The sequence below is a fragment of the Myroides phaeus genome (assembly GCF_900099675.1).
Taxonomy (GTDB): Bacteria; Bacteroidota; Bacteroidia; order Flavobacteriales; family Flavobacteriaceae; genus Flavobacterium; species Flavobacterium phaeum.
In genome coordinates, this window is sequence record NZ_FNDQ01000003.1 from 155,490 (window position 1) to 181,598 (window position 26,109).

A 26,109-nucleotide genomic window follows, 5' to 3' on the forward strand; every position below is an offset into this window, starting at 1 on the left:
GGAGTTTTTCAGGGTGAATATCAAAAAACAGAGCTGATGAATTACTTCAACAATACTTAAATAAAGGTGATGAAATAACACAAATCATAACGACAAAGATTAATTATATAGCACCTAAATAGAACGTATATATTTCGTTTTTTTGTAAAAAACAATAGTAATCTATTGTATAGTAGCGTATATTATCGTACTTTTGCATAACAAAATAGTGTCCCGTTATTCTGAAACATGCTTTAACGCTGCACTTAAAAAAAAGAAATCACAACCTCGGACTCGCTCCGAGGTTTTTTTATAACTTAACTTTTATATTCTTTTCGATTTTTAATATCGAAAATGAAACATTCTCCTCTCCATAGCAGGATAACAACTCCCATAAATCTTTTACTTTCTCTAAAAACAAGAGATCAATAGAAAACAACCTCATTGGAATAACACGATAAGTAAACATCTTTCTCATACTTCAGGAACTAATGCAATAAACTGCTTACAAGTAAGCCGGTTGTCATCACAAACTTCTTCAGCCTTGTCGCTAAAAAATACAAGTATAAACCAACCAAAAAATACCCAATACAAAAAACACTTTTAATCAAAGATACTCCGACAATAATCTGACTATTGTCCGACTATATCCTTATAAAGCCAGTATTCTCGGAACATTGTCGGAGTATTGTCGGAGAAATGCCCTTTAAGCCTAACAAATGCGTATATTAAGTAATGGGATACAATATACTAATTACCAGGCAAAATAAAAATAAAACACTAATAACCAATTACTTATAAGATAAAAAACAACATACTAATAACAATAAAAAATCACTCATTTTTATATATTTGGGGAATAAAATCATAAAAACACAACTCTTTTTACTCCAAAAACATTCTTTTTCTAATAAATAATGAGTAAGAATATTACAATCCACCTATAAGTAATCGCCTTTCACATAACTATTCATTAATTAACTTTTAAAGAAAAAGTCTATTCTTAAATGAATTTATTGAGACAACAAAAAATAATCAGTAGTATTCACTTAACTTTTAAAAACAATCCTATAATACCAGTTCACTCACCAATGATAGATCATTAATAATCGCAATATTTACCAATACAATTAACTATAGTAATACACAAAAAAACAACTTGTGTTAATAAACACAAACATTTACACAGATAAAGACAAAAAGAATAAATCTAAATCAAAAAATTAATAATTTACTTTAATATACTACAACAATGTAGTAAATTGCAATAAACTAAATAAAGTGCCGTTATCATTCAACAGCTATAATTTGCTTAATAAGAAATTATTTCTTCAAGTCTATATATCTTATAAGAATTGGACTATTGATAACCAATTATATAGGTTTAAAAATATTTGAAATAAAATCATATTTTTTATATTAAATTTGCGAGAGGTTAAAACAAAATTGTTATTTGAATTAATAAAATAAAGAAAATGAAAAAGGTTATATTCTTATTTTTAATATTAACATCACTGAGCTCAGTGTATGGACAACGTAAATCGAAAAAGGTTGAAACCAAGCCAAAAATCGAATACTTAGATATCAGAGAAATTCTTGAAAACACTTCTGAATTAGGATTGACATCTAAACAAACTGCTGCTTTTACAATCAAAAATGAATTCATTAAAAGAGATTTACAAAATCTTAATTCAAAAACAGATCTTGATCCAGCTGAATTAAAAATGAATCGTCGTGACCTTGTTATTGGATATACTCAATTCATTGAGCGTACATTAACAGAGGACCAACTTGAGAATTGGACAAAAATCAAAAAAGAAATTGAGGAAGCTAAAGCTGGTGAAACAGATTATAAAACTGAATTAAGAGAGTTAGAAACTGAATATAAAGCTAACGTTAAAGAAATTTACAGAAGATATAGTAAAGACCGCAAGATTTACTACGCTCAAAGAGATATAGCAAGAAAACAACTTGAAGGTAAAAAACTAAAACTTCAAAAGAAATATGAAGTTGCTAATTTAGAAGAAGGAGCTGAAGATGAAAAAGTGCTTTCTTTAGAAGAAATTGCAAACTTAACTAAAGAGTTTGATGATTATTATAACGAACCTACTCAAAGAAGTCCTCTTGAATACTTAGAAATAAGAGAAGAGAATTCAAATGGAAATGGGGAAGTACAGTATAACGAAGAAGAAGGAGATTATTAATCTCCTTTTTTTTTGTCCTTTTTTATCTATAATCCTTATCTAACCAAATAATGTCCGAATTTTACAAAAATACAAGTGTATTAAACGGATTGAATTCATATTTTTTCACGAAATTTGCACAAAAATTAGATTATGTCTTATATCAGTAGAGTTGTTAGCGGTAAGTGTCCAAACTGTGGAAAAGAGAAGATTTTTCACGATAATGGAAATCCTGTTACGTTCAGAATGCCGAAAATGACTAAAGATTGTACTTCTTGTGGATATAATTTTCACAGAGAAACAGGTTTTTATTTCGGTGCTATGTATATGAGTTATGCTCTTACAGTAGCTGAAATGGTAGCAGTAATGGTAATTCGCTATATTTTAAATGCAGGTTTTGGCCTGAATATCAATTTACTACAAACTTTCATTGCAATTGTCTTCGTAGTCTTTATTTTATGGACGTTCAACTATAGATTATCAAGAATTATGTGGTTGAATATGTTTTATAAAAAAGAGTAGGATTATTAAATAAAAGTTCTTTATATTTGCACCACTGAAAAACACAAACGGGTGTAGTTCAAGGGTAGAATAGCGGTCTCCAAAACCGTTGATGGGGGTTCGAATCCCTCCACCCGTGCAGATCAACAAAAAACTCCTTAAGAAATTAAGGAGTTTTTTTTTATTCATATTTCTTCATAAAATCTTTCGGAGTATAGCCTGTTTTCTTTTTGAATACTTTTGAAAAATAAGAGTAATCTTCATAGCCTAAAATCACTGCTATATCACTAAAACTTTTGCCTGTATATAAAAGCATACGTTTTGCCTCAAGCACTACTCTATCCAATATTATATCTGTTGTCGTTTTATCAACAAGTGTCTTACAAATTCTATTTAAATGCTTTTGCGTCATATTCATCCACTCTCCATATACCGCAGCAGACTTCTCTGTTCTAAAGTTCTTTTCTAATAAGTCTTCAAAATGTTGAAAATGGTTATTGTAATGCATATTTGCAACTACCTTAAATGATTCTCCGTGTAACAACATTCTGTTTGCTTGTACATAAAACAAAGAAGCTAAACTTACCAATACATTATTTTTCTTCCATTTTGCACTTTTAACCTCAGCAACCATCTGCTTCATTAAATAAACAATAGAATCAATCTCCTTTTCTTCTACAACAAAACCATTTGGATAAATTGCAGATTTGAAAACAGGATATTCGCGTACTGTCTCTCTTACAAAAAACAAGTCGAAAAACTCCTGTGTATGAAAAAAGATATAACCATCTATATCAGCTGACAATTCCCAACTATGTGTTTGCCCTGGTGCAAGCATAAAAACAGCACCTCTTTTTACCTCAAAACTATTAAAGTCTATCTCGTGTGTCCCTGATCCATTGGTAAATATCATACAGGTATAAAAATTATGTTTATGAGGTTTCTCAATATGTGTATGATTTGAGATTAGATGCTTAGGAATTGTATTTGCATAAAAATCAGCACGAAGTACATTCTTCGTCAAATCACGCATTTGTAAGATAGTTATTTCATCCATTCTCAAAAATTAAAGGTCAAAAGTAACAAATAAAACAATAATCGCTTACTCACCCCTATTCTCCATACGTGAAATACATACAAAATATTCGCAATTACAAAATAAGTCAAAAAGGGGCAGCTACTATTTTACCTCCTTTTCTTAGCAAACTTTATTATCTTTAAGCCTTTAATTGAATTTCTTATGAAATATATATTACCTCTTTTATTCGTTTTTACATTAGTTTCTTGTTCTGAACAAAAACAAAACAACTTAGAACCTATTGACAAACAATCTGCCAGAGAAGTTACACTGAAAGCTGTGGTTGTTGGTGATAGCATCTTGCATATTACAAGCCAAAAAATATGGGCTAACGGACAATTAGTTGCACAAAAAGTTGATACTGTAAAAACACCTAAAGAAATTACTGTGTGGGGAGAAAAAACACCTACTACATTAGTGAAAACACCTATTTATGTAACTGTTGAATAATTGAATATGAGAAGGAAAAGTAGTAAAGCAGTTTCTCTTGTACTGATTACGGCGACTTTAGCCGCGTGTTCTAAGCCACAAGAAAACCAAGAACAAAAGCAACGTGTCTATATGCGTGCTGATAGTAGCGCTCCTTATACAGAGGTAACAGACCAATACCAACAACAAAGAAGTGGTGGTATGGGAATGGGTAGTGCTTTTTTATGGTATATGGCTTTCCGCCCTATGATGGGTGGTGGTATGGGCTATACAAGCCAAGGAATTGCTCCTCAATCAAATGTTGGTAATAATACGCACAAAGCAAATGCTTATGCCAAAACTCAATCTGCAAGAGGTGGTTTTGGAAAAACGGCGACTGCTAAAAATAGTAGTGCTTCTTCTTAACGATTGAAATGAAAATAAAATATTTAACTGTTGATGTTAATTGGCAACATCGCTTAGAACAAAATGGTTTTGGTTATCATACGGATGATGAAAACACTCCGTATTGGGTAGAAAACTACTATTATAGTATTAACGAAGCTTTTGCTGATGAAGTGTATACTGCAACAGCGGATTTATGGACAATGTGCTTAGAAGCTGTTGACCACGTTATTTCAAACAAATTATACGATCAGTTTCAAATTCCTGTCTATATTCATCAATACATAGAAGATTCTTGGGAAAATGACGTGCCGAGTATCTATGGCCGCTTTGACTTTGTCTTTGATGAACAAAAAAAACAATTAAAGGTGTTAGAATTTAATGCTGACACGCCTACTTCATTGTATGAAACTGGTGTTGTACAATGGCAGTGGATGCAAAACTACTTTAAAGATAGCGTTGACCAATTTAACTCTGTTCACGATAGATTAATTGAGTCGTGGCAAGAAATTAAACCTTATTTAAAAGGAGATACCCTACATTTTAGCTGCGTTAGAGAGTCGCTTGAAGACTTAACTAACTTAGAGTACTTAAGAGACTGCGCTATGCAGGCAGGTATAAATACAAAGCTTATTTACATCGATGATATTGGTTGGAATGGTGATACATTCACTGATTTAGAGGAAGAAGTTATCACTGATATCTTTAAGCTTTATCCTTGGGAATGGTTAATCTACGAACCGTTTGCTCTGCATATTCCAAATGATACTGCAAAAGCAAATTGGATTGAACCAGCTTGGAAGATGATTCTTTCTAATAAGGCGATTATGGCTGTGTTGTGGAAATTATATCCTAACCATCCTCTTTTATTGGAAACGTACTTTGACGAACCTAAGGGAATGTCTGATTACGTAAAGAAACCTTTACTTTCAAGAGAGGGTGCTAATGTTACAATGTATAAAAACAACCAAATTATCGAGGCTTCTGCTGGTGAATATGGTGAAGAAGGATACATCTGTCAAGAATTAGCGCATCTTCACAAAGAAGAAACCGGGTACTCTATTATTGGTAGCTGGGTAATTGGTCAAGAACCTTGTGGTATCACTTTTAGAGAAAGTGATAAGCTAATTACAACGGATAAAAGTAGATTTATACCTCATATTATTGAATAAGTCTTGGGTATTATTTATAATTCTCAAACATAAAAACAAACTTAGATGACCCCAGAATTTATATACGACAAGACATACGAAAACACTGTTTTCAACTTTAACGACATTTCTTTTAGAGAGTTTGAGAACTGTAAGTTTATCAACTGTGACTTGAGTGCTTGTTCTTTTTTAGCAACCTTGTTTATTGATTGCGACTTTACTGAATGTAATTTTAAAGATGCTGAAGTGAACTATGTTGGTATTAGAAACTGTAATTTCAACAAGTGTAACTTTACAAGAGTAAACTTTGCAATGATAGATCAAACTATTTTTGAGTTTACTTTTACGGATTGTAATCTTGAATTTACACAGTTCTATGGATTAAAACTGAAACGTCAACTGTTTTCAAATTGTAGTTTAGTTAGTGCTGACTTTATGGAGGCCGATTTGACAATGGCTATGTTTGACAATTGTAACTTATATCGCGCTGTATTTACTAAGGCTAACGCAGAAAAAGCAGACTTTTATACAAGTTATAATTACGAAATTGACCCACAATCTACTAAGCTTAAAAAGGCTATTTTCTCTGCTCAAGGATTAGCAGGATTACTAACGCAACATCAATTAGTTTTAAAATAATTTAAGTTTACTTCATTTTTTTGTAACAAAAACGTACCTTTATTACGTTTTAATATAGAAAATATATGAAATTAACTTTCGGTAAAAGAATATTCCTTTACGGAGGAATATTCTTCTTAATTGTTTACTTCTTCGGGCAAACTTTCTTAAACAAATTTGTCAATACGAAATTACCCGAAATTATAGCAGACAAAAACGATACTCCTTATAACTTTTCCTACAAAGACGTAGATTATTCTTTGGCGCTACGCAAACTTACTGTGTCTGGAATTGAGTTAACCCCTAAAGAATCTCTGAAACAAGAAAACAAAACTTATATCTCTGGTACGGTTAAAAAAATCGTAGTTCAAGGTGTTGGTTTTAAAGAGTTGTTTAGAAACCATAACTTAATTGCTAATAAAATTAGATTAGTTGAACCTGACTTTACAGTGATGCAGAGCGATAGTGTTCCTCCTCCTGCCAAAAAGTTTGACCTTACTAATAGTATTGATATCAGCAAAATATTTGTTGAGAATGCACACGTAAAAATCAAAGCAATTAAAGACAATCACCTCATCAATGAAGTGTTTAATTTTAATGCTGATATATTAGGGGTGCACTTTGGAATGGAAACTAAAAACAAGCCTATTCCTTTTACATACGAAAAATACACAATGTCTTGTGATTCTGTTTACAATAGGTTGAACGATTTGCACAGATTAAAAATTGGTAGCATTCAGATAGACCCTGATAAGTTTATCGCAAACAAAATTACTATTCGTCCTATTCGACAACAAATTGACTCGCTCGAAAAAGACAACTTATTATTGCTAAACATTCCTAAACTTGAATTATTAGGAACTGACTGGGGATATAGAGACAACCGTGATTTTTATGTTGAAATAAGTACGATACAAACAGACTCTACTTCGTTTAAAGTTTTACAGAAAAAACAAAAAACACAAAAAGAGCTAAAAAAAACAACTCAAAAAGTACTCCCTCCTCTTATTCCGTTTGACTTAAAGATTGGGGATATTAAAATTACTAATTTTCACTTCAACTCTCTTGATGTATGGAATACAAACAGAGCTAATCTGTGGATCCACAATATCAAAAACAGTGTATATGACACACTCCGCATTGATAAAATAAAGTTAGAGAATGCACTTGTTACACATACACCTAAAGAGAAGTTTAATGCGCCAAAAGCTAAATTAAAACAAATTGACGACCGTATTTTTATCGACTCTCTTGTTCTTAAAAATGCTAATTACGTTTTAAAGGAAGAGAAATACGAGAAAAACACTTTAGAACTTAACAATATTAATGCAACTATTCAAGACATTAATATCAATGAACAAACAACCTTAGAAAAGGTTCCGTTTACTTATAAGAACACTCTTCTACAGGTAGATAAAATCTATTATAATACACAGAAGTTTTACGACATACACGCTGATAATCTAAATATTACTGACAACAAGTTGGTAATGAAGAACTTTGCAATGAAACCTAAATACTCTCGTAAAAAAACGGTGAGTATGTTTAGATATGCTGACGATATTTTTAATTTATCTGCCAATGAAATAGCCTTAACTGACTACAAATGGGGATTTGATAAAAATGGCGTGTTCGATTTTTACACTAAAAACATCCACATCGAAAATATTGATGCTAACATTTTTAGAGATAAAGCGCCTGAATTTAATATGAGTATTAAACCGATGTTTAGTAAAAAACTAAGGGACTTAAAATTCGGAATGCAAGTAGATCAAGTTACCATTCGCCGTTCTAAATTAGTATATGAGGAAACAGATGAAAAAGCCATAGCCCCTGGTAAGATCTTATTTACCAATTTTAGTGCTACAATCAACAATGTTTACAGTGGCTTCAATAGAACGAAAGTTCCACGTACTACAATTGCCGTAGATGCGCGATTTATGAATGCAGCACCAATTCGCGTTGATTGGTCTTTCAATATATTAAACAGACGTGATCAGTTTAATATTCAAGGAGTAATTACTAACTTTCCGGCAACGGCAATGCACCAGTTTTTACAACCTTACGTCAAAGCTTCAACAGAAGGTACATTAGATATTGTCAAATTCAATTTCAACGGAAACAATACCTCTGCGACAGGAACTTTTGGAATGGAATACAAAGATTTAAAAGTTACCCTTTATCGCAAAGATGGTAAAGCGAAGAGACGTGTTCTTTCAGCTTTGGGTAATCTTTTTATTCGCAAAAACACAAAAGGAGATGTGAAAACAGTAGACATTAAAAAGGTAGATCGTATTCAAGAGAAATCTTTTTTCAACTACTTATGGCTTTGTGTAATGCAAGGATTAAAACAAACAATATTATAAATCAACAAAACACGATATAAACAAATGAAAACAGCCTTAATAACAGGAGCTACATCCGGAATTGGAAAAGCAACTGCTGAAACGTTAGCTCCTAATCACCGCTTAATTTTATGTGGTCGTAGAGCAGAGAAACTAAATGAAATTGCCCAAGAACTTTCTAAAGTAACTGAAGTAACCACACTAACTTTTGATGTTAGTCACAAAGAAGAAACGTTTGCAGCAATTAACTCACTACCGCAACAATGGCAACACGTTGATGTTTTAGTAAACAATGCTGGAAACGCACACGGTTTAGCAAGCTTTCAAGAGGCAGATATTAACGATTTAGAAGCGATGATAGATATCAATGTTAAAGGAGTTATCTATGTTACAAAAGCAGTCTTACCATTGATGATGCCAAATCAATCTGGGCATATTGTAAACCTATCTTCTATTGCAGGAAAAGAAACGTACCAAAACGGAACTGTTTACTGTGCTTCAAAAGCGGCAGTCGAAGCTTTATCTAAGGGAATGCGCTTAGATTTATTAACAAGTGGTATCAAAGTAACCAATATTGCACCAGGAGCAGTTGAAACAGAATTCTCTGTTGTTCGCTTTAAAGGAGACAAAGAAAAAGCTGATCAGGTTTACAAAGGATACACACCACTTGCAGCACAAGATATCGCTAATGCAATTGCTTATGCTGTAAACCAACCTGAGCACGTACAAATAGCTGATATGACGGTATTTCCAAAGGCGCAAGCAGGACCTTCTGCCTTCAATAAAAAAGTATAATTTTTTTCTTTTTAGTCTCACTTTAAAGAATACATTTGTGGCACTATTAGCGCACTTTGTCCTATGAAAAAAACAATAGCAATTAGCCTATTTTTGGCATTATATTGCACCAATAGTTGGGCTGTTAAAAAGTCTTCTATTAACTATGAATATCTTGTTGAAAGTACTTTCAAAACAGATACTATCTTTATTGACTTAAAGAATGATCCAGACTTTAAGTTTAAAAAAGGATTGCGTTGGTATCAGGATCCTGAATTGGAATTATTCGGTATCAAAAACGCGCAAGATGAAATCTATATTGAACCGTTGTTTTATCAAATCGAATCTTTTATAGATGGCGTTTCTATTGTTACCACAGACGACTTTCAAGGAGCTATAAACGACAAAGGAGAGGTTATCATTCCTTTTTCTTATGAAGAACTACAAACAAGTAGTGAATTTAAAATAGCCTATGTAGATGCTGATAAATGGGGGTTCTTTAATACGAAAGGAGAAAAAGTGATTGATGCAGAATATGACTTTGTAGGAAGTTTCTCAGACGGATTAGCGCTTGCTTCAAAAAACAACTTATTTGGGTATATCAATCACCAAGGAAAGACAGTAATCCCTTTTCAATACGATTATGCAAGTAACTTTGAAGATGGTGAAGCACGTGTTGAAATAAAGTTCCGCTCTTTTGTTATCAATAAAAAAGGAATAAAAATAGCAGACTAAAAATAAATATTGCGTGTCAATACTATTTGCTACTGCAACAAAAAAAAGAAAGGTCATAAAAGCTAAAAACTTTTATGACCTTTTTTATTGACTTCTAAAGCAAACCTCATCTTCCTTCTAAATAGTGTATAACAAAAAAGCAACCTTACACTCTGTAAGATTGCTTTTCATAGCTAACTATAATCAATAATTCCGAAGAACTATAATCCATTAAATTTAACACCTAATGTAAACCATCTGCCAGGCATTGGTACTACCCCAGCCTCGTTGTATGTTGTATTGAAGATATTTTGAGCATCTACATAGAAATTAAACTTTTCTAAAGTATAACTCACTCTAATATCATTCACCCAATAACTCTTATAGCTTAATCGGTCGTTAAAACGATTGACAAACGCTGTACTAAAGTTTTTATACTTATAATTAATTGTACCAACTACTTGATGTTTTAAAGCCTCTGAAGAATATTTAGAAATTTTATTCTCTGCTCTATTCTCAAGTTTTGGTGATAAATAAGTATAAGCTAAACCAAGATTCCATTGAGATACATCATTTCCGAACGCATATTTGAATGTTGTATTAACTCCTGTTGTTTTATTCTTAGCAGCATTTACAGGCTCAAAAGGTTGAGACACATCTGAGCGTACCCAGTGAATAAACTCATCTATATCGCGGTAAAACACAAATGCTTCAGCAGAGAATCCGTCTTTAATATATTTTGCTCCCCCTTCTACTTGGTAAGCTTTTTCTGGATCTAAATCAGGATTACCAACATTCCCAGGTCTTTGATTTAAATATAAATCAGTAAACGATGGTAAACGCTGACTTGTTCCTGCACTAAATACAGCCTTCCAATTAGAATTGAATGCATAACTCATATCAATCCCTGGAAACACTTGCCAACCATATTGTGTATTATAATTCACATAAGCTCCAAGATTAATATCTAAGCTATTGAAAAACTCACGTTGAAACTCTGCAAAGAATCCATAATTACTCTTGCTGTGATCTCCAATATTAGTAGAATTAATCTCCTCATATCTCATTTCAGCACCTACGTTAAACTTTCCAAAGTCAACTTCATACTGTCCTTTTACATCTGCTGTAATAGCGTGTGTATAGTGTCTACTACGTGCAACATCAAGTTTATGTCTAAAATATTGATAATCGTCAAAGTTGTAGCGGTAAGCTACACTTGGCGATAATAAAAACTTATCACTTAAGCGATGTTTAGAACTAAAGTTAGCAAATGTAGTACTAACAATTTCTTTTGAGTTTTTATCCCCTGGAGCAGCATAGAAACCATTTGCACCAAATGAACTTCTTGCATATCCCCCTAACACCATAATAGAGTTGTTTTCATTTGGAACAATATTCCCTTGATAGAAAACCTTGTTATTATGAAATGCCGTATTATATCTATAACCATTACCCGAATCGTGTGTTCCAAAAAGCATGTGGTTATGCTTTTTCTTAAGCACAGTTCCACCTACTTGTACTCCACGTCCGTTAAACATATCTCCGTGGTCATCTTCTTTATCCTTCTTAAAACTTGTCCCTCCATAAACGTGTGCAAACACACCATCTTTAGAAGGGTTTTTAGTAACGATATTAACTACACCAGTCAAACTATTCACTCCATATAAACGGGCAGATGGTCCGCGTAGAATCTCTACTCTTTCAATTGCCTCTAAAGGAACTGGAATATTTAACGCATTGTGGCCTGTTTGTGGGTCTGTTAACTTTTGTCCATTTAACAACAATAAGTTTTGTTCAAAACTACCTCCATCAATACTCAAATCTGCTTGTGTTCCAAAAGGACCACGTTGGCGTAAATCCACACCAGCTGCATAACTAAGCAATTCATTCACAGAAGAAACAGGTAATTGCTTTATCTGTTCTTTGCTTAGAATAGTGATGTTTCTATTTTTCAACGAACTTGCAAGTTGTAAACGTTGATTATAGATAACAATCTCTTCAATATTATTAGTAATTTCTTGTTCACTTGTTGTTTTCTCTTGTGCATAAACACCAGAAATAGCAGAAAGCATCAGTGATAAAATAACACTTCTCTTAACCATTTTAATATAATTTTCAGCAAAATTATCCTTATATCACACGACAAAGGTAGTCCGGTTTTAAAATAGAAAGTAGTCCGGAAATAACAATCACAAATTGGCTCTTTTTAGCAAAAAAAAATCAAATTATAGCACATCACTGAAAAAACAAGTAAATTTGCCGGATATATCCTTTGCTATGAGAGAAATATTATTAAGTTTTTTAGCAACATTTTTATTAATGTCTTGCAAAAAATTTGATGCGATGGCCACACAAGTGGTGTACAGCGATTCTATACACGCTAATCCACTTGACGATGACACATCCATCAACATTGATTCCCTAAAACTGGCGAATCTTCCTAAAGACCTGCAACAATTTTACCACGACAACGAGTATAAAATTGCCTGGTCTGAAAAAGATAACAGAGAGCAATTATTAAGAGCTTTAAACGAATCTTACTTAGATGGTATTAAAGTAAAAACGAAAGAAATCGACAAACTAACTTCGCTAAATAACAGCTATGTTGATTTACCTGATAGTTTAAAAATTGAAGCTGACTTTCTTTATTCTAAAGCATATAATAGTGCAATAAACAATTTGTTCAACGGTGTATTAAATCCTCGCAGATTATACAACGATTGGGATATTGATAAAAAAGAAATCAACATTCCTACTACAATGCTGATTGCATTAGAGAACCAAGAAGTTTACACAAGCTTTGACAGCATTAGGTCTCCTTCAAGTATGTACAAAAACTTAAGAGGAAAACTTGTTCGTTTTTATGAGTTAAAGAAAGACACTATTCAAATTACTGCTACACCTGCTCCAAAAGTAAACGATACTGTAATCGGTTTAAACAAGCTAAAAAAACACTTAGCTTTTCTTAATTACTATGCAGATACTTTAGACATCAATGATATCAATACGAAAGAAGTTATTGCTGGTTTAAAAAAGTTCCAAAAGAACAACAAGCTAATTGAAACAGGTACTGTCAACAAGAAAACAATAGATGCTATTACTATCGAAGAAGAAGCAGTTAAAAAACTATTAGTTACCAACCTTGAACGTTGGAGATGGTTTCCAAGGGATTTAGGTAAAAACTATATTCTAATTAACATTGCTGACTTTAGCCTTGTAGCTGTAACACAGGGTGACACCATCAAAAAACACAAAGTAATTGTTGGTACAACTGCCAGAAAAACGCCTATTCTTTCTTCAGTATTAAAAACAGTAGTACTTAATCCAACATGGACAGTACCTCCTACCATATTGAAGAATGATTTAGTACCTAAAGCAGTTAATAATCTCAGCTACTTTAGCAGTAGAAATTTCACTATTTACGACAAAAAAACGGGAAAAGCTGTTGACCCTGCTAATTGGGATTCATCAAGAGCAAGCTCATACAGATATGTTCAAAAAGGTGGTCCAGGGAATACGTTAGGTAGAGTTAAATTTATGTTTGACAACAACCACGCAGTTTATCTTCACGACACACCAAACAAAGCAAACTTTAACAGAGCTTCTCGTAACTTGAGTTCAGGGTGTGTACGCGTTCAAGATCCGTTTGATTTAGCGCAGTTTATTTTTGATGTACAAGAAAATGAAATTTCTAAAGATGAAATAACGTCTATTTTAGACTCTGAAAAAACGAAAAATATATCTACTAATAAAACAGGAATTACTATTCACCAATTATATTGGACAATTCAAGTAGATAATCACGGACAAATAAAGAGATTTAATGATGTTTATGGTTTTGATAATGACTTATATCAAAAACTAAATTAATTACAAACTAACGTAACTTCTGATAGAGAAGATACAACAAACAAAGAAGCCCATTGTCCTATGAGAACAATGGGCTTCTTTATTGTTTATAAACAACTATTAACTAAACAAGTTTAGAGCGATTTGTATAATCTTTACTTGGATAATAGATGAATAAACAAGACTTATCTTTGATTAATTCAATCAATTCTTTATTTACCTCTTGTGGCACTGCAGGACAGCCATAGCTACGACCTAAACGCCCTTGTGCATCAATAAGCTTGCGAGAAGCGTAATCCGCACCGTGAATAACAATTGCGCGTTTACGTGCATTGTCATTAATTCCAGATTCTAAACCATCTAAGCGAAGTGAAAAACCATTTCTACCACTATATGTTTCTCCGGTCGTATAAAAACCAAGACTACTCATATGTGAATTCTCTCTATTTGAAAATGTAGTAGCAAACTCATCTCCAGTCTTTCTACCGTGCGCAACATAAGATTGCAACACAACTGCATTTTCTTTTAAATCAATAACCCATAAACGAGGAACAGAAGACGAAAGACTAAAATCTACAATTGTCAACTTCTCATTCTGTATTTTTCCTGATTCTGCTAACTTATAATATCCTTTCAGCGCTTTTGTAAAAACGTTTTGAGAAGGAGCTTCAAATCCTTTTAAATCTAACTTTGAAAACAAAGAACTCGCCTTCGTTTCAAAACTCGCTTCTTTCGTTTCTTCAATCTTATATGTTAAATTATCACTTTTACTTTTTGCGGCATTTAAAGTACTATTTCCTACAAAATTTCCACATAGCATAATTGCAATCAAACTGCAATAAAACGTCTTATTTTTCATTTAACCTGTTCATTAATAGTATTTCACATTCATTTTTAAGATTTGTAAAAATAGAAAAAATAATTATCTATCCATACTTTCTTTTAAACAATTATCGTGCAATTCGTCTTTTTTAAAAGTTAATTTTTAAGATTTAGCAGAACTATGCGTAAATTTGTCTTACACAACTCAAATATTAAATATTTTTATCATGAATAAAAAAGTTATTTTAATGATTTTAGATGGTTGGGGACAAACGCAAGACCCTAAAGTTTCTGCCATCGAACACGCACAGACTCCTTTTATAGACAGCTTATATACACAATATCCTAATACTTATGTTTTAACTGACGGACTTAACGTTGGACTTCCTGAAGGTCAAATGGGAAATTCTGAAGTTGGACATATGAACTTAGGTGCGGGTAGAATTGTTTACCAAGATTTAGTGAAAATTAATATGGCTGTTGAAAGTGGTACTATTGCTAATGAAGCCGCTTTAAAAAATGCGTTTGACTACGCGAAACAAAACAACAAGAAAGTTCACTTCTTAGGATTACTTTCTGATGGTGGAGTTCACTCGCACGAAAAGCATTTATATGGTTTAGTAGATGCTGCTAACAATGCAGGAGTAAAAGACATTTTTGTACACGCATTTACTGACGGACGTGATGTTGACCCTAAGTCTGGTATCAAACACGTACAACAATTAGAAAACCACTTACAAACTTCTAATGCTAAATTAGCTTCTCTCGTTGGACGTTATTACGCTATGGACAGAGATAAAAGATGGGAACGCGTTGCTAAAGCATACCACTTATTAGTAAACGGAACTGGTGTTCATTCTACGAATGCTGTAAAAAGTTTAGAAGAAAGCTACGCTAATAATATTACGGATGAGTTTATTGAACCAATCATTATGGTAGATCAAAATGATAAACCATTGGCTACAATTCAGGCTGATGATGTGGTTGTCTTCTTCAACTTCCGTACTGATAGAGGTCGCGAATTAACTCACGTTCTTTCACAAGAAGACAATGCTGAATACAATATGAAGAAACTACCATTGTACTTTGTTACCTTGACAAATTATGATGATACGTTTAACAATATCCACGTTGTTTACGACAAAGATAATATCACAAATACTTTAGGAGAGGTTCTTGAAAAACACGGTAAAAAACAAATCCGTATTGCAGAGACAGAAAAATATCCACACGTTACTTTCTTCTTCTCAGGAGGGCGTGAAGTACCTTTTGAAGGAGAAACAAGATTGCTTTGCCCTTCTCCAAAAGTAGCAACTTACGACCTTAAACCAGAAATGAGTGCTTATGATTTAAAAGACGCTCTTGTTCCTGAATTGAAAAAAGGTGAGGTTGATTTTGTTTGTTTAAACTTTGCTAATGGTGATATGGTAGGACATACAGGTGTGATGTCTGCTGCTATCAAAGCGTGTGAGGCTGTAGACGAATGTGTAAAAGAAGTGGTTACAACTGCTTTAGAAAACAATTACACAACTATTATCTTAGCTGACCACGGTAACTGTGAAACAATGATTAACCCTGATGGTACGCCAAACACAGCGCATACTACTAATCCGGTGCCAATTATTATTGTTGATAAAGACATTAAAGAAGTTAACCACGGTGTGCTTGGTGACTTAGCTCCAACTATCTTAAAGTTGATGGGAGTACCTCAACCAGAAGAAATGACAAGACATTCATTAGTATAATGAATTACTCATAAACAAAAATAGCCACAATACTGTGGCTATTTTTATTTTATAAACTTTCTATTTACTTAACGTTCGGTTGTAATACTCACGTACAATTTCTTCTCTAAAGTTTGGATGTGCAATATTAGCTAATGCCTCAACGCGTTGGTCAATTGACTTCCCTCGTAAATCAGCAACTCCAAATTCAGTTACTATATATTGTGCGTGCGCTCTTGAAGTAACCACTCCTGCCCCTTCTTTTAGGAACGGAACAATTTTATTTGCCCCTTTTTTAGTTGTTGCAGACATCGCAATAATAGCTTTTCCTCCCGGACTCATAGTAGCACCACGCATAAAATCAACCTGACCTCCTACTCCTGAATACAAACTATGTCCGATTGAATCAGCACAAATTTGTCCTGTTAAGTCAATCTCTACCGCAGAATTAATAGCCACAACATTTGGGTTTTGTCTGATAATAAAAGGATCATTTGTATAAGAACAATCCTTCATTATAAAGAAAGGATTATTATCCATATATTTATAAATACGCTCAGTTCCCACAAAGAAAGTAGACACTGCTCTACCTTTATTAGCTACCGTTTGCGTACAATCTAAAGCGCCTGCTTCAATCAAATCAATAACCCCATCTGCAAACATCTCTGTATGTAAACCTAAGTGTTTGTGATTTTTCAATTTTTGCAATACTGCTTCAGGAATATTACCTATCCCCATTTGCAACGTACTACCGTCTTCAATTAACTCAGCAATATACTTTCCAATCTTATCCTCTTCTTCACTAATATTCACTGAATACTCAGTCAAAATTGGCGTATTATGTTCTACTAAAACATCAATATTAGAAATGTGAATTGTACTATCACCAAATGTTCTTGGCATAAAACTATTCACTTGAGCAATAACAATTTTGGCATTTTCAATAGCAGCCGGTGTAGCTTCTACTGACGCCCCAAGCGAACAAAAACCGTGTTCATCTGGTGCTGAAACTTGAATTAAAACAATATCTAACGGTACTAATCCCTTTCTAAATAAACCAGGTAGTTCACTTAAAAAAACAGGAGTATATGTTCCATTTCCTGCTTTAATCGTATGGCGAACATTTCCACCAATAAAAAAAGAATTCACGCGAAAACTTTCTTTTAAACTTGGATCAGCATAAGGAGCCTTCCCTAACGTGTGAATATGACAAAACTCTACATTTCTAAGTTCTGACGCTCGTGCTACAATAGCATCGATCAAATGGTTAGGAGTACAAGCTACTGAGTGTACATAAATTCTATCTCCTGATTTGACAAGCTTAGCAGCCTCAAGAGCCGACGAATATTTCATAATAAATTACTGTGTATTAAAAATCAAATTTTTACAATTAAAAACATCTAATAGGCTAAGTTAAAGTATTTCTATTTGATTGTCCAAGAAAAAACAAATTCTATTAATTTTTTTCATTCGTTCCAATAGCGTAATTTTGTACCACTTAAAAATTTAAAGTATGATCATTCCAAAAACTCCAGAAGAAATTGAGTTGATGAGACAAAGTGCCCTTCTTGTTTCCAAAACATTGGGTATGCTTACAACAGAACTAAAGCCAGGAGTAACGACTTTAGAATTAGATAAAAAAGCAGAAGAATATATTAGAGATCACGGTGCTGTACCAGGATTTAAAGGTCTTTACGGATGTCCTTCTTCTATTTTAACAAGTGTAAACGAACAAATCGTTCACGGTTTACCAACAAACAGACCTTTAGAAGACGGTGATATCGTGTCTATTGACTGTGGTACTGTAATGAATGGTTTCTACGGTGACCACGCTTATACTTTTGAAGTAGGTGAAGTTGCTGCTGAGACTAAAAAGTTATTACAAATTACAAAAGAATCGCTATATGTAGGTATTCGTGAGTTCCGCATTGGAAATCGCGTAGAAGATGTTGGTAGCGCTATTCAACGTTTTTGTGAGGCTGAAGGATATACTGTTGTTCGCGAATTAGTAGGACACGGTGTTGGACGCAAAATGCACGAAGATCCTGAAATGCCAAACTACGGTAAACCAGGAAGAGGTAAGAAATTTGTAGAAGGAATGGTGGTAGCTATTGAGCCTATGATCAACTTAGGTACAAGAAACATCAAACAATTAAATGATGGATGGACAATCGTTACTCGTGACGGAAAACCATCTGCTCACTTTGAACACGATGTAGCTCTTGTTAATGGTAAACCAGAATTACTTTCTACTTTCAAATACATCTACCAAGCTTTAGGTATCGAAAGTAATGAAGAAGATGAATTTAGAGCTAATCCTTTAGTTTTATAATTCGTTTTTCTTTTATGAAAAAACTTTTCAAAACAATATTGAACACTGTACCTCGACCGATTTTAATTCGGTTGAGCTACCTTGTTCGCCCTATTATTGCCTTTTATTTAAAGGGTGATACGTATACGGACCCTATTGACGGAAAGAGTTTTAAAAGTTTTTTACCTTATGGGTACGCTAAACAGCGAAACAATGTTTTATCACCAAGTACCTTGTCTTTAGAAAGACATCGCCTGCTTTGGCTTTATTTAAAAAATGAAACAGACTTCTTTAGTACCCCTAAAAAAGTACTGCACTTTGCTCCTGAACAAGCTTTCTACAAAAGGTTCAGAAAGCAAGCTAATTTAACCTATACTACAACCGATTTAGAATCGCCTTTAGCTGATGTAAAGGCTGATATATGTAACTTGCCTTTTGAAGACAATAGCTTTGATATAATTTTGTGTAATCACGTATTGGAACATATCCCTGACGACACAAAAGCAATGCAAGAGCTATACCGCATTCTTAAGCCAGGTGGAATGGGTATTTTCCAAATTCCACAAGATTTAAATCGCCAAGAGACATTCCAAGACGACTCTATCACCGACCCTAAAGAACGTACATTAATCTTTGGACAATATGACCACGTTCGTATTTATGGTAGAGATTACTTTGATAAATTGCGAAAAATAGGATTTAATGTCAAAGAGGTTGATTATACCAAAACACTATCTAAACAAGAAATTGAAAAATATTGCTTAGCAGAAGGAGAAATAATTCCCGTTTGCTTTAAATAACCTTTTATTTATAATTGAGTAAAATCTGTTATTAATCAAAATAACAAACTTTTTACTTCAGACATCAAAAGGCTAAATCAACTCTATTTTGACTTTCTTCTTCAGGTGTAAAACCACAATTTAATACTTATCAATATTCATTTATCAGCTATATTCTTCTAAGGATATAACACTCTTTGTGTTGTTTTATTTTGAGTGTATGTATAGTGTATGTATACTCCTTGTATAGTCAATGTATAAAAACTATGTGAAACTTTACAAGCACTTTACATAGAATACACAAAAGATATACAATCACCTAAGCTATGATTAATTAAAAACAACCTTAATAGTTTATCACCATTCATTTTCACAGGCAATTCTCTGTGTATTACTTTCCTTTGGCTGTTTACTAAAGCTATTGCTACACATTAGCCCTTACAATTTCATTTAGAACAGCTACTCTATATGATTAACCACACATTCTCCTTCGCTATCCACATTGATTTACTTATCTTCGTCAATACTTAAATATTACTATTACACGCATTTATGATTAATACCGTTTTATTCGATATGGATGGAGTCTTAATTGACTCAGAGCATTTTTGGCAACAAGCAGAAAAAGAAGTTTTTACTTCAGTTGGAGCTATTTGGGATGAAAAGATTGCACAACAAACAACTGGTCAAACAACCAGAGCTGTTACTGAATTGTGGTATAAAATGTTTCCTTGGGAAGGAAAGTCAATTGAAGAAGTTGAACAAGCTGTTATTGATCGCGTTGATTCGTTAATTCGTGAAAAAGGACAAATTAAAGCTGGCGTTCTTGATACGTTAAACTATTTGTCAGACAATAACTTTAAAATTGGTTTAGCTACTAACTCACCTGATTCATTAATACACACTGTTTTAGACAGATTGGAAATTAAAGAATACTTTCAAACCATCGTTTCTGCTCTTCACGTAAAAGAAGGTAAACCTGCACCTGATGTTTATTTAACAGCAGCAAAAAACTTAGGAAGTAATCCTGAAAACTGTTTGGTTGTAGAAGATTCTTTTACTGGGGCTACTGCTGGAAAAAGAGCTGGTATGACTGTTGTTTCTGTTCCTGACCCTAAAGAATTTAACGACCCGAAATTTGATATTGCTGACATAAAAATCAAAAGTTTAGACTTATTTCAAGAAAAAATCGTACCTTTTTTCTCTAATTAACTTTTTTTATATAAAACGAAACTTTATAGCAATGCAGAAAAACTTTTTCTTTACTTGCTTTGCTATTTTACTTTGTTTAATAGTACAAGCACAAACTCCGCAAAACATAACAGCTGACTATATTAAGTCCGCTGCTTTTATGGAAAATAATAGAGCTGTTAATCCTTTTTTTAAATTAGGAAACTCATTTACTATTGCTTTTGATGATTTATATGGAGATGAAAGTAACTATTACTACAGAGTAAAAGCATATGATTACGATTGGAAACCGTCTAAGTTGAAACAAATTGATTACATAGACGGAATGGACAACCAACGTATTCTAAACTATGAAAACTCATATAATACTTTACAACCCTACACACATTACAGGCTAACCTTACCTAATTCAATGTACAGAATTACTAAAAGTGGAAATTACGTTTTAGAAATTTACAATGCAGATGATGAGGTAGTAATTAGACGAAAATTTGTGTTGTATGAGAATGCTGTTTCGGTTCCTATTCAAGTGAAAAGAACGCGAAATTTAGATGTTTACGATACAAAACAAAACTTAGACTTTACGATTCAACTGGGCGAAGTATTATATAATAATCCTACTAACAATATAAAGGTAGCTATCTTTCAGAATGGCAGATGGGACTCGTTTTTAAACAATGTTAAACCACAATATACAATTGGCACAGATTTAGTATATAAATATGATGAACAGACGCAGTTTTGGGCTGGTAATCAGTACTTAAACTTTGACAATAGCGATATAAAGCAGGTTAACAATATGATTGGTTCTACCTACGTTAATAATGGTATATACAATACGTTTTTATATACTAATGAAAGTAGAGCCACAAAAGGATATACCTTTTTTCCTGATATCAATGGAAGTTTTTATCCAAGAAATATCAATGGAAAAAATCCGAATAGCGAGGCAGAATATAGCTGGGTTTACTTTTCGTTTAAACCAACAGCAGAAGCTCGAATTGGATTAGATTATTATGTTACGGGGATGTTTAACGACTATGAACTTACTCCAAACAACAAATTAAAATACAACGAGGAAAAAGATTTGTACGAACAAGCAATCCTTATCAAACAAGGTTTTACAAATTTTAGTTATACTGCAGTACATAAAAATAGAGTTTCACCAGAAAATGCGGCAGATGGAAATTATGCATTGACGACCAATAAGTATCAAGTAATTGTATATTACAGAAACAATATCGACCTATATGATAGAGCAATTGGTTTTGGGGAGGCAAGCGCAGAAAATATTATTTATTAAACATAGAAACAACTTAATATACTACCTATGATTTCACAAACCACCAAAGGAATCAAGATTTCTGTCGAAACACAGTATGAAGGCAGCTTTTTTAAGTCAAAAGACACTTGTTATGTTTTCAATTATAAAATTACAATTGAAAACACAACTGATGATACTGTACAAATATTATCAAGACATTGGGAAATTTATGATTCTTTAAAAAATACGGAAATAATAGAAGGTGAAGGAATTATTGGCGAGACACCAATTATTGCTCCTGGAGAAAAACACACTTATAGAAGTGGTTGTATTTTAAAATCGTCATTAGGCTCAATGCAAGGCTATTACAACGTATTAAACCACACGCACGCACGCCTATTTAAAGTTACTATTCCTAACTTTAAATTATCTGCAGACTTTGTGTTAAACTAAGCAAAACATAAGTTTTTCTGAGGGAGAGGCAAAATCGCTTTAATTTTTTTTAATTATATTTGTAATTATTCAATTCATTAAACTACTTAAATACGAAACATAATATGTCAAACGGATTCTACAAAGTTCCTGCTGCCGTTAATGAGCCAGTTAAGTCTTATGCGCCAGGATCAAAAGAAAGAGAATTAACTTTGAATTCTTTCAAAGAACAATACAACACTCAAGTTGATATTCCATTATTTATCGGTGGAGAAGAGATTAGAACAGGTGATACAAAAGATTTGTTCCCTCCATTTGATCATAAACATAAATTAGGTGTTTACCACCAAGCAGACAAAGCATTAGTAGAGAAAGCTATTTCTACTGCTTTAGAAGCTAAAAAGAAATGGGCTAATATGCCTTGGGAGCACAGAGCTTCTATTTTCTTAAAAGCTGCTGAGTTATTAGCTGGTCCTTACCGTGCTAAAATCAATGCTGCTACAATGATCGCTCAAGCAAAAACGCTACACCAAGCAGAAATTGATTCAGCTTGTGAGTTTATTGACTTCTTGAGATTTAACGTACAATTTATGACTCAAATTTATTCAGAACAACCAGCTTCAAGCGAAGGTGTTTGGAATAGAATTGAGCACAGACCTTTAGAAGGTTTCGTTTACGCAATTACTCCATTTAACTTTACTGCAATTTCTGGTAACTTACCTGCTTCTGCAGCTTTAATGGGTAACGTAGTAGTATGGAAACCATCTGCAACTCAAATTTACTCTGCAAGAGTAATTGTTGAAGTATTCAAATTAGCTGGATTACCTGACGGTGTTATCAACGTTGTTTACGGAAACTCTGCTATGATTACTGATACATTATTAGCAAGCCCTGATTTCGCTGGTATCCACTTTACAGGATCTACTGGTGTTTTCAACAGTATGTGGACTAAGATTGGTCAAAACATCAACAACTACAAAACTTACCCAAGAATTGTAGGTGAAACAGGTGGTAAAGACTTCGTTATTGCTCACCCATCTTCTTGTGCTAAAGAAGTTGCTGTAGCTTTAACAAGAGGCGCTTTCGAATACCAAGGACAAAAATGTTCTGCAGCTTCAAGAGCATACATCCCTGCTTCTATGTGGCCTAAAGTAAAAGAATATATGGGAGCTGACTTAGCAACAATTAAAATGGGAACTCCTGAGGATCCATCTAACTTTGTTTCTTCTGTTATCTCTGAAAGTTCTTTTGACAAATTAGCTAAATACATTGATCAAGCACAAGCTGATAGCGATGCTGAAGTAGTATTTGGTGGTAAATATGACAAATCAGTAGGATACTTCATTGAGCCAACTGTAATTGTTACTACAAACCCTCAATACGAAACAATCAAAACTGAATTATTCGGTCCTGTATTAACTATCTACGTTTACGAAGATGCTAAATGGTCTGAAACATTAAAATTAGTTGACGAAACATCTGTTTACGCATTAACAGGTGCTATCTTCTCTAAATGTCGTTACGCTGCAATTGAGGCTACTGATGCTTTAGTAAATGCTGCTGGTAACTTCTACATTAATGACAAACCAACTGGTGCTGTTGTTGGTCAACAACCATTTGGTGGTGCAAGAGCTTCTGGTACTAATGATAAAGCAGGTTCTGTATTGAACTTACTTCGTTGGGTTTCTCCAAGAACAATCAAGGAAACTTTTGTTCCAGCTACTGATTATAAATATCCGTTTTTAGGATAATCTAAAATATTTAAAAACGGTTACTCTCAAAAAGACGTAACCGTTTTTTTATTCAATTCAGTGCTTTTTATTAGGATCGTTTTTAAGTGAAAGATTTCTTTATGCTACCCTAACTTATAAAACGTCTAAGTAAAAAATACACTATTATATTTTGCTTTATCATTTTTTCACATTTGAAATAAATGATCCTTATTACCTTCAAAGTACTGGGTTATAATTATTAATTTAAATAGTATAACTCATGTTAAAAAAATTAATTGACAACAAACAATTAGTTATTAATCCTCCTGTATTCATTACTTCAATTTTGCTTATTATCGCTTTAATTGCAGTATGTGTCTTATTCCCTACAAAAGTAGGTTCTTGGTTTGCAATTGCTCAAAATTCTGTAACTACTAATTTTGGTTGGTTCTTTGTGCTAACTGTAAACGTTATTTTAATCTTTGCTATTTATCTTGCTTTTAGCAAGTTTGGTAAAATACGCTTGGGTGGCGAAGATGCCGAACCTGAGTTTAGCAAAGGATCTTGGTTTGCCATGTTATTTAGTACAGGAATGGGAATCGGTATTATGTTCTTTAGTATCGCAGAGCCTGTTTCTCACTTTGGTACTCCTCCCCGTCCGGTGGACAATGAAATTCAAGGAGCTATACAAGCAATGGAATTTACAAGTTTACACTGGGGACTACACGCTTGGGCCATTTATGCAATGGTAGGTTTAGCCCTTGCCTTTTTTGGTTTCAATAGAAAACTTCCTATGACCTTCCGATCTCTTTTTTACCCTTTCTGGGGAGAGAAAATTCACGGTTGGTGGGGACACGTTATTGACATCTTATCAACATTAGCCACTGTTTTTGGTCTTTCTACTTCTTTAGGTTTAGGAGTTACCCAAATTACTGCCGGACTTAATTATTTATATGGATGGGAAATCTCTCCATTAATGCAAGCCGGAATTATTCTTGTGGTTATTTCAATTGCAACCGTTTCTGTATTCTCAGGTTTAGATAAGGGTGTCAAAATATTAAGTACCGCTAACATGTATATCGCTTCGGTATTTATGTTAATGATATTTTTCTTAGGACCAACCTTATTTATCTTAAAAGGTTATGTACAAAATACGGGGTCTTATTTAGCTAACTTTATTGATATTAGTACGTGGAACGAAACGTATTTAGGCAATGGTTGGCAAAATGTATGGACTATATTCTACTGGGCTTGGTGGATCGCATGGTCTCCTTTCGTAGGTAGTTTTATTGCACGTATTTCTAAAGGAAGAACAGTTAAAGAGTTTATCTTAGGTGTTTTAATCGTACCTGGACTAATTACTTTACTTTGGATGAATGTTTTCGGTGGTAGTGCGTTGGAAATGATTTTATCGGGTGATTTATCAATGGTAACAGCAGTAAAAGAAGATATATCAACTGCGTTATTTGTGTTCTTAGAACACTTCCCATTGGCTAAATTTCTTTCTATTATAGCAATTATTCTTATTTTCTCTTTCTTTATTACCTCATCTGACTCAGGGTCTTTGGTTGTAGATAATATTACCTCTGGTAGTTTTGGAGAATCTCCTGTATGGCAAAGAGTTTTCTGGTCATTTACACAAGGATTTATCGCAATCGTATTACTTTGGGGAGGAGGTCTTGATGCACTGCAAACAGCTGTTATTATAACAGGACTGCCTTTTGCCGTAATTCTATTAGTTATGTGTTATAGCTTGCAAAAAGGGTTACAAGAAGAATTAAATAAACAGCATAAGAAACAAAAGTCGAAACAAGAAAAAAGTTATAAAGACATTATTTCTGAATTAATCGACGAACAACAAAAATAAAA

Annotated in this window: 22 protein-coding genes and 1 tRNA gene; 19 read left to right on the forward strand and 4 right to left on the reverse strand. The window is 33.3% G+C overall.

Features of this window, described 5'->3' with window-relative positions; all coding sequences use genetic code 11:
- Window positions 1–1,454 precede the first annotated feature (1,454 nt).
- The 3 genes from BLT46_RS02605 (at window position 1,455) to BLT46_RS02615 (ending at window position 2,802) form a co-directional block, all read left to right on the forward strand.
- The gene (locus BLT46_RS02605) at window positions 1,455–2,183 is read left to right on the forward strand and encodes a hypothetical protein (RefSeq protein ID WP_090405743.1); all 729 of its coding nucleotides are present in this window, start codon (window positions 1,455–1,457) and stop codon (window positions 2,181–2,183) included.
- Window positions 2,184–2,315: 132 nt separating this feature from the next.
- The gene (locus tag BLT46_RS02610) at window positions 2,316–2,684 is read left to right on the forward strand and encodes a DUF983 domain-containing protein (protein ID WP_090405746.1); all 369 of its coding nucleotides are present in this window, start codon (window positions 2,316–2,318) and stop codon (window positions 2,682–2,684) included.
- A gap of 47 nt (window positions 2,685–2,731) precedes the next feature.
- Window positions 2,732–2,802: transfer RNA gene (locus tag BLT46_RS02615), tRNA-Trp, on the forward strand.
- 42 nt (window positions 2,803–2,844) lie between these two features.
- Here the strand turns inward: BLT46_RS02615 and BLT46_RS02620 are convergent.
- Window positions 2,845–3,720, reverse strand: a complete 876-nt coding sequence (locus BLT46_RS02620; RefSeq protein ID WP_090405749.1) for an AraC family transcriptional regulator — start codon at window positions 3,718–3,720, stop codon at window positions 2,845–2,847.
- A gap of 183 nt (window positions 3,721–3,903) precedes the next feature.
- Here BLT46_RS02620 and BLT46_RS02625 point away from each other — a divergent pair, with 183 nt between their 5' ends.
- The 7 genes from BLT46_RS02625 to BLT46_RS02655 all read left to right on the forward strand — a co-directional run bounded on the left by BLT46_RS02625 (window position 3,904) and on the right by BLT46_RS02655 (window position 10,177).
- Entirely contained in the window at window positions 3,904–4,191 is a 288-nt protein-coding gene (locus BLT46_RS02625; RefSeq protein WP_090405752.1) for a hypothetical protein, read from the forward strand.
- A 6-nt stretch (window positions 4,192–4,197) separates the two neighbouring features.
- Entirely contained in the window at window positions 4,198–4,575 is a 378-nt protein-coding gene (locus BLT46_RS02630; protein WP_090405754.1) for a hypothetical protein, read from the forward strand.
- 8 nt (window positions 4,576–4,583) lie between these two features.
- Window positions 4,584–5,726: a glutathionylspermidine synthase family protein gene (locus tag BLT46_RS02635; RefSeq protein WP_090405757.1), complete on the forward strand. Its 1,143-nt coding sequence runs from the start codon at window positions 4,584–4,586 to the stop codon at window positions 5,724–5,726.
- A gap of 45 nt (window positions 5,727–5,771) precedes the next feature.
- Window positions 5,772–6,344 carry a pentapeptide repeat-containing protein gene (locus BLT46_RS02640; RefSeq protein ID WP_090405760.1) on the forward strand — a complete coding sequence of 191 codons (573 nt, stop codon included), beginning with the start codon at window positions 5,772–5,774 and terminating at the stop codon, window positions 6,342–6,344.
- A 65-nt stretch (window positions 6,345–6,409) separates the two neighbouring features.
- Window positions 6,410–8,689, forward strand: a complete 2,280-nt coding sequence (locus BLT46_RS02645) for a hypothetical protein (protein WP_090405763.1) — start codon at window positions 6,410–6,412, stop codon at window positions 8,687–8,689.
- A gap of 24 nt (window positions 8,690–8,713) precedes the next feature.
- Window positions 8,714–9,463: an SDR family NAD(P)-dependent oxidoreductase gene (locus tag BLT46_RS02650; protein ID WP_090405765.1), complete on the forward strand. Its 750-nt coding sequence runs from the start codon at window positions 8,714–8,716 to the stop codon at window positions 9,461–9,463.
- 63 nt (window positions 9,464–9,526) lie between these two features.
- Entirely contained in the window at window positions 9,527–10,177 is a 651-nt protein-coding gene (locus BLT46_RS02655; RefSeq protein WP_090405768.1) for a WG repeat-containing protein, read from the forward strand.
- 200 nt (window positions 10,178–10,377) lie between these two features.
- Here the strand turns inward: BLT46_RS02655 and BLT46_RS02660 are convergent, their stop codons facing one another.
- Window positions 10,378–12,258 (reverse strand): TonB-dependent receptor plug domain-containing protein, encoded by a 1,881-nt coding sequence (locus BLT46_RS02660; RefSeq protein WP_090405771.1) that lies wholly within the window; start codon window positions 12,256–12,258, stop codon window positions 10,378–10,380.
- Between the two features lie 217 nt (window positions 12,259–12,475).
- On the opposite strand from BLT46_RS02660, the gene BLT46_RS02665 reads away from it, so the two are divergent.
- Window positions 12,476–14,026, forward strand: a complete 1,551-nt coding sequence (locus BLT46_RS02665; protein WP_245722926.1) for a L,D-transpeptidase family protein — start codon at window positions 12,476–12,478, stop codon at window positions 14,024–14,026.
- 103 nt (window positions 14,027–14,129) lie between these two features.
- Here BLT46_RS02665 and BLT46_RS02670 read toward each other — a convergent pair whose 3' ends face one another.
- Complete coding sequence (locus BLT46_RS02670) at window positions 14,130–14,864, reverse strand: murein L,D-transpeptidase catalytic domain family protein (protein WP_090405774.1); 735 nt, start codon at window positions 14,862–14,864, stop codon at window positions 14,130–14,132.
- A gap of 190 nt (window positions 14,865–15,054) precedes the next feature.
- On the opposite strand from BLT46_RS02670, the gene gpmI reads away from it, so the two are divergent.
- Window positions 15,055–16,572: a 2,3-bisphosphoglycerate-independent phosphoglycerate mutase gene (gene gpmI, locus BLT46_RS02675; protein WP_090405777.1), complete on the forward strand. Its 1,518-nt coding sequence runs from the start codon at window positions 15,055–15,057 to the stop codon at window positions 16,570–16,572.
- 60 nt (window positions 16,573–16,632) lie between these two features.
- On the opposite strand, the gene BLT46_RS02680 is transcribed toward gpmI, so the two are convergent.
- The gene (locus tag BLT46_RS02680; protein WP_090405779.1) at window positions 16,633–17,904 is read right to left on the reverse strand and encodes an acetyl-CoA hydrolase/transferase family protein; all 1,272 of its coding nucleotides are present in this window, start codon (window positions 17,902–17,904) and stop codon (window positions 16,633–16,635) included.
- 160 nt (window positions 17,905–18,064) lie between these two features.
- On the opposite strand from BLT46_RS02680, the gene map reads away from it, so the two are divergent.
- From map to BLT46_RS02715, 7 genes are all read left to right on the forward strand, one after another.
- Complete coding sequence (gene map, locus BLT46_RS02685) at window positions 18,065–18,883, forward strand: type I methionyl aminopeptidase (RefSeq protein ID WP_090405782.1); 819 nt, start codon at window positions 18,065–18,067, stop codon at window positions 18,881–18,883.
- Window positions 18,884–18,897: 14 nt separating this feature from the next.
- Complete coding sequence (locus BLT46_RS02690) at window positions 18,898–19,662, forward strand: class I SAM-dependent methyltransferase (RefSeq protein WP_090405785.1); 765 nt, start codon at window positions 18,898–18,900, stop codon at window positions 19,660–19,662.
- A gap of 531 nt (window positions 19,663–20,193) precedes the next feature.
- On the forward strand, window positions 20,194–20,853 hold the full coding sequence (hxpB, locus tag BLT46_RS02695) for a hexitol phosphatase HxpB (RefSeq protein WP_090405788.1): 660 nt from the start codon (window positions 20,194–20,196) through the stop codon (window positions 20,851–20,853).
- 31 nt (window positions 20,854–20,884) lie between these two features.
- Window positions 20,885–22,135 (forward strand): type IX secretion system plug protein, encoded by a 1,251-nt coding sequence (locus tag BLT46_RS02700; RefSeq protein WP_090405790.1) that lies wholly within the window; start codon window positions 20,885–20,887, stop codon window positions 22,133–22,135.
- Between the two features lie 27 nt (window positions 22,136–22,162).
- Window positions 22,163–22,549 carry a Co2+/Mg2+ efflux protein ApaG gene (apaG, locus tag BLT46_RS02705; RefSeq protein WP_090405793.1) on the forward strand — a complete coding sequence of 129 codons (387 nt, stop codon included), beginning with the start codon at window positions 22,163–22,165 and terminating at the stop codon, window positions 22,547–22,549.
- 104 nt (window positions 22,550–22,653) lie between these two features.
- Complete coding sequence (pruA, locus tag BLT46_RS02710) at window positions 22,654–24,279, forward strand: L-glutamate gamma-semialdehyde dehydrogenase (protein ID WP_090405797.1); 1,626 nt, start codon at window positions 22,654–22,656, stop codon at window positions 24,277–24,279.
- 241 nt (window positions 24,280–24,520) lie between these two features.
- Window positions 24,521–26,107, forward strand: a complete 1,587-nt coding sequence (locus tag BLT46_RS02715) for a trimethylamine transporter TmaT (RefSeq protein ID WP_090405800.1) — start codon at window positions 24,521–24,523, stop codon at window positions 26,105–26,107.
- Window positions 26,108–26,109: the final 2 nt, after the last annotated feature.

What these genes read in the sequence shown, in the direction of transcription:
- BLT46_RS02605 (WP_090405743.1), top strand. Translation starts at nt 1,455, where the DNA reads ATGAAAAAGGTTATATTCTTATTTTTAATATTAACATCACTGAGCTCA.
- BLT46_RS02610 (WP_090405746.1), top strand. Translation starts at nt 2,316, where the DNA reads ATGTCTTATATCAGTAGAGTTGTTAGCGGTAAGTGTCCAAACTGTGGA.
- BLT46_RS02620 (WP_090405749.1), bottom strand. Translation starts at nt 3,720, where the DNA reads ATGGATGAAATAACTATCTTACAAATGCGTGATTTGACGAAGAATGTA.
- BLT46_RS02625 (WP_090405752.1), top strand. Translation starts at nt 3,904, where the DNA reads ATGAAATATATATTACCTCTTTTATTCGTTTTTACATTAGTTTCTTGT.
- BLT46_RS02630 (WP_090405754.1), top strand. Translation starts at nt 4,198, where the DNA reads ATGAGAAGGAAAAGTAGTAAAGCAGTTTCTCTTGTACTGATTACGGCG.
- BLT46_RS02635 (WP_090405757.1), top strand. Translation starts at nt 4,584, where the DNA reads ATGAAAATAAAATATTTAACTGTTGATGTTAATTGGCAACATCGCTTA.
- BLT46_RS02640 (WP_090405760.1), top strand. Translation starts at nt 5,772, where the DNA reads ATGACCCCAGAATTTATATACGACAAGACATACGAAAACACTGTTTTC.
- BLT46_RS02645 (WP_090405763.1), top strand. Translation starts at nt 6,410, where the DNA reads ATGAAATTAACTTTCGGTAAAAGAATATTCCTTTACGGAGGAATATTC.
- BLT46_RS02650 (WP_090405765.1), top strand. Translation starts at nt 8,714, where the DNA reads ATGAAAACAGCCTTAATAACAGGAGCTACATCCGGAATTGGAAAAGCA.
- BLT46_RS02655 (WP_090405768.1), top strand. Translation starts at nt 9,527, where the DNA reads ATGAAAAAAACAATAGCAATTAGCCTATTTTTGGCATTATATTGCACC.
- BLT46_RS02660 (WP_090405771.1), bottom strand. Translation starts at nt 12,258, where the DNA reads ATGGTTAAGAGAAGTGTTATTTTATCACTGATGCTTTCTGCTATTTCT.
- BLT46_RS02665 (WP_245722926.1), top strand. Translation starts at nt 12,476, where the DNA reads ATGTCTTGCAAAAAATTTGATGCGATGGCCACACAAGTGGTGTACAGC.
- BLT46_RS02670 (WP_090405774.1), bottom strand. Translation starts at nt 14,864, where the DNA reads ATGAAAAATAAGACGTTTTATTGCAGTTTGATTGCAATTATGCTATGT.
- gpmI (WP_090405777.1), top strand. Translation starts at nt 15,055, where the DNA reads ATGAATAAAAAAGTTATTTTAATGATTTTAGATGGTTGGGGACAAACG.
- BLT46_RS02680 (WP_090405779.1), bottom strand. Translation starts at nt 17,904, where the DNA reads ATGAAATATTCGTCGGCTCTTGAGGCTGCTAAGCTTGTCAAATCAGGA.
- map (WP_090405782.1), top strand. Translation starts at nt 18,065, where the DNA reads ATGATCATTCCAAAAACTCCAGAAGAAATTGAGTTGATGAGACAAAGT.
- BLT46_RS02690 (WP_090405785.1), top strand. Translation starts at nt 18,898, where the DNA reads ATGAAAAAACTTTTCAAAACAATATTGAACACTGTACCTCGACCGATT.
- hxpB (WP_090405788.1), top strand. Translation starts at nt 20,194, where the DNA reads ATGATTAATACCGTTTTATTCGATATGGATGGAGTCTTAATTGACTCA.
- BLT46_RS02700 (WP_090405790.1), top strand. Translation starts at nt 20,885, where the DNA reads ATGCAGAAAAACTTTTTCTTTACTTGCTTTGCTATTTTACTTTGTTTA.
- apaG (WP_090405793.1), top strand. Translation starts at nt 22,163, where the DNA reads ATGATTTCACAAACCACCAAAGGAATCAAGATTTCTGTCGAAACACAG.
- pruA (WP_090405797.1), top strand. Translation starts at nt 22,654, where the DNA reads ATGTCAAACGGATTCTACAAAGTTCCTGCTGCCGTTAATGAGCCAGTT.
- BLT46_RS02715 (WP_090405800.1), top strand. Translation starts at nt 24,521, where the DNA reads ATGTTAAAAAAATTAATTGACAACAAACAATTAGTTATTAATCCTCCT.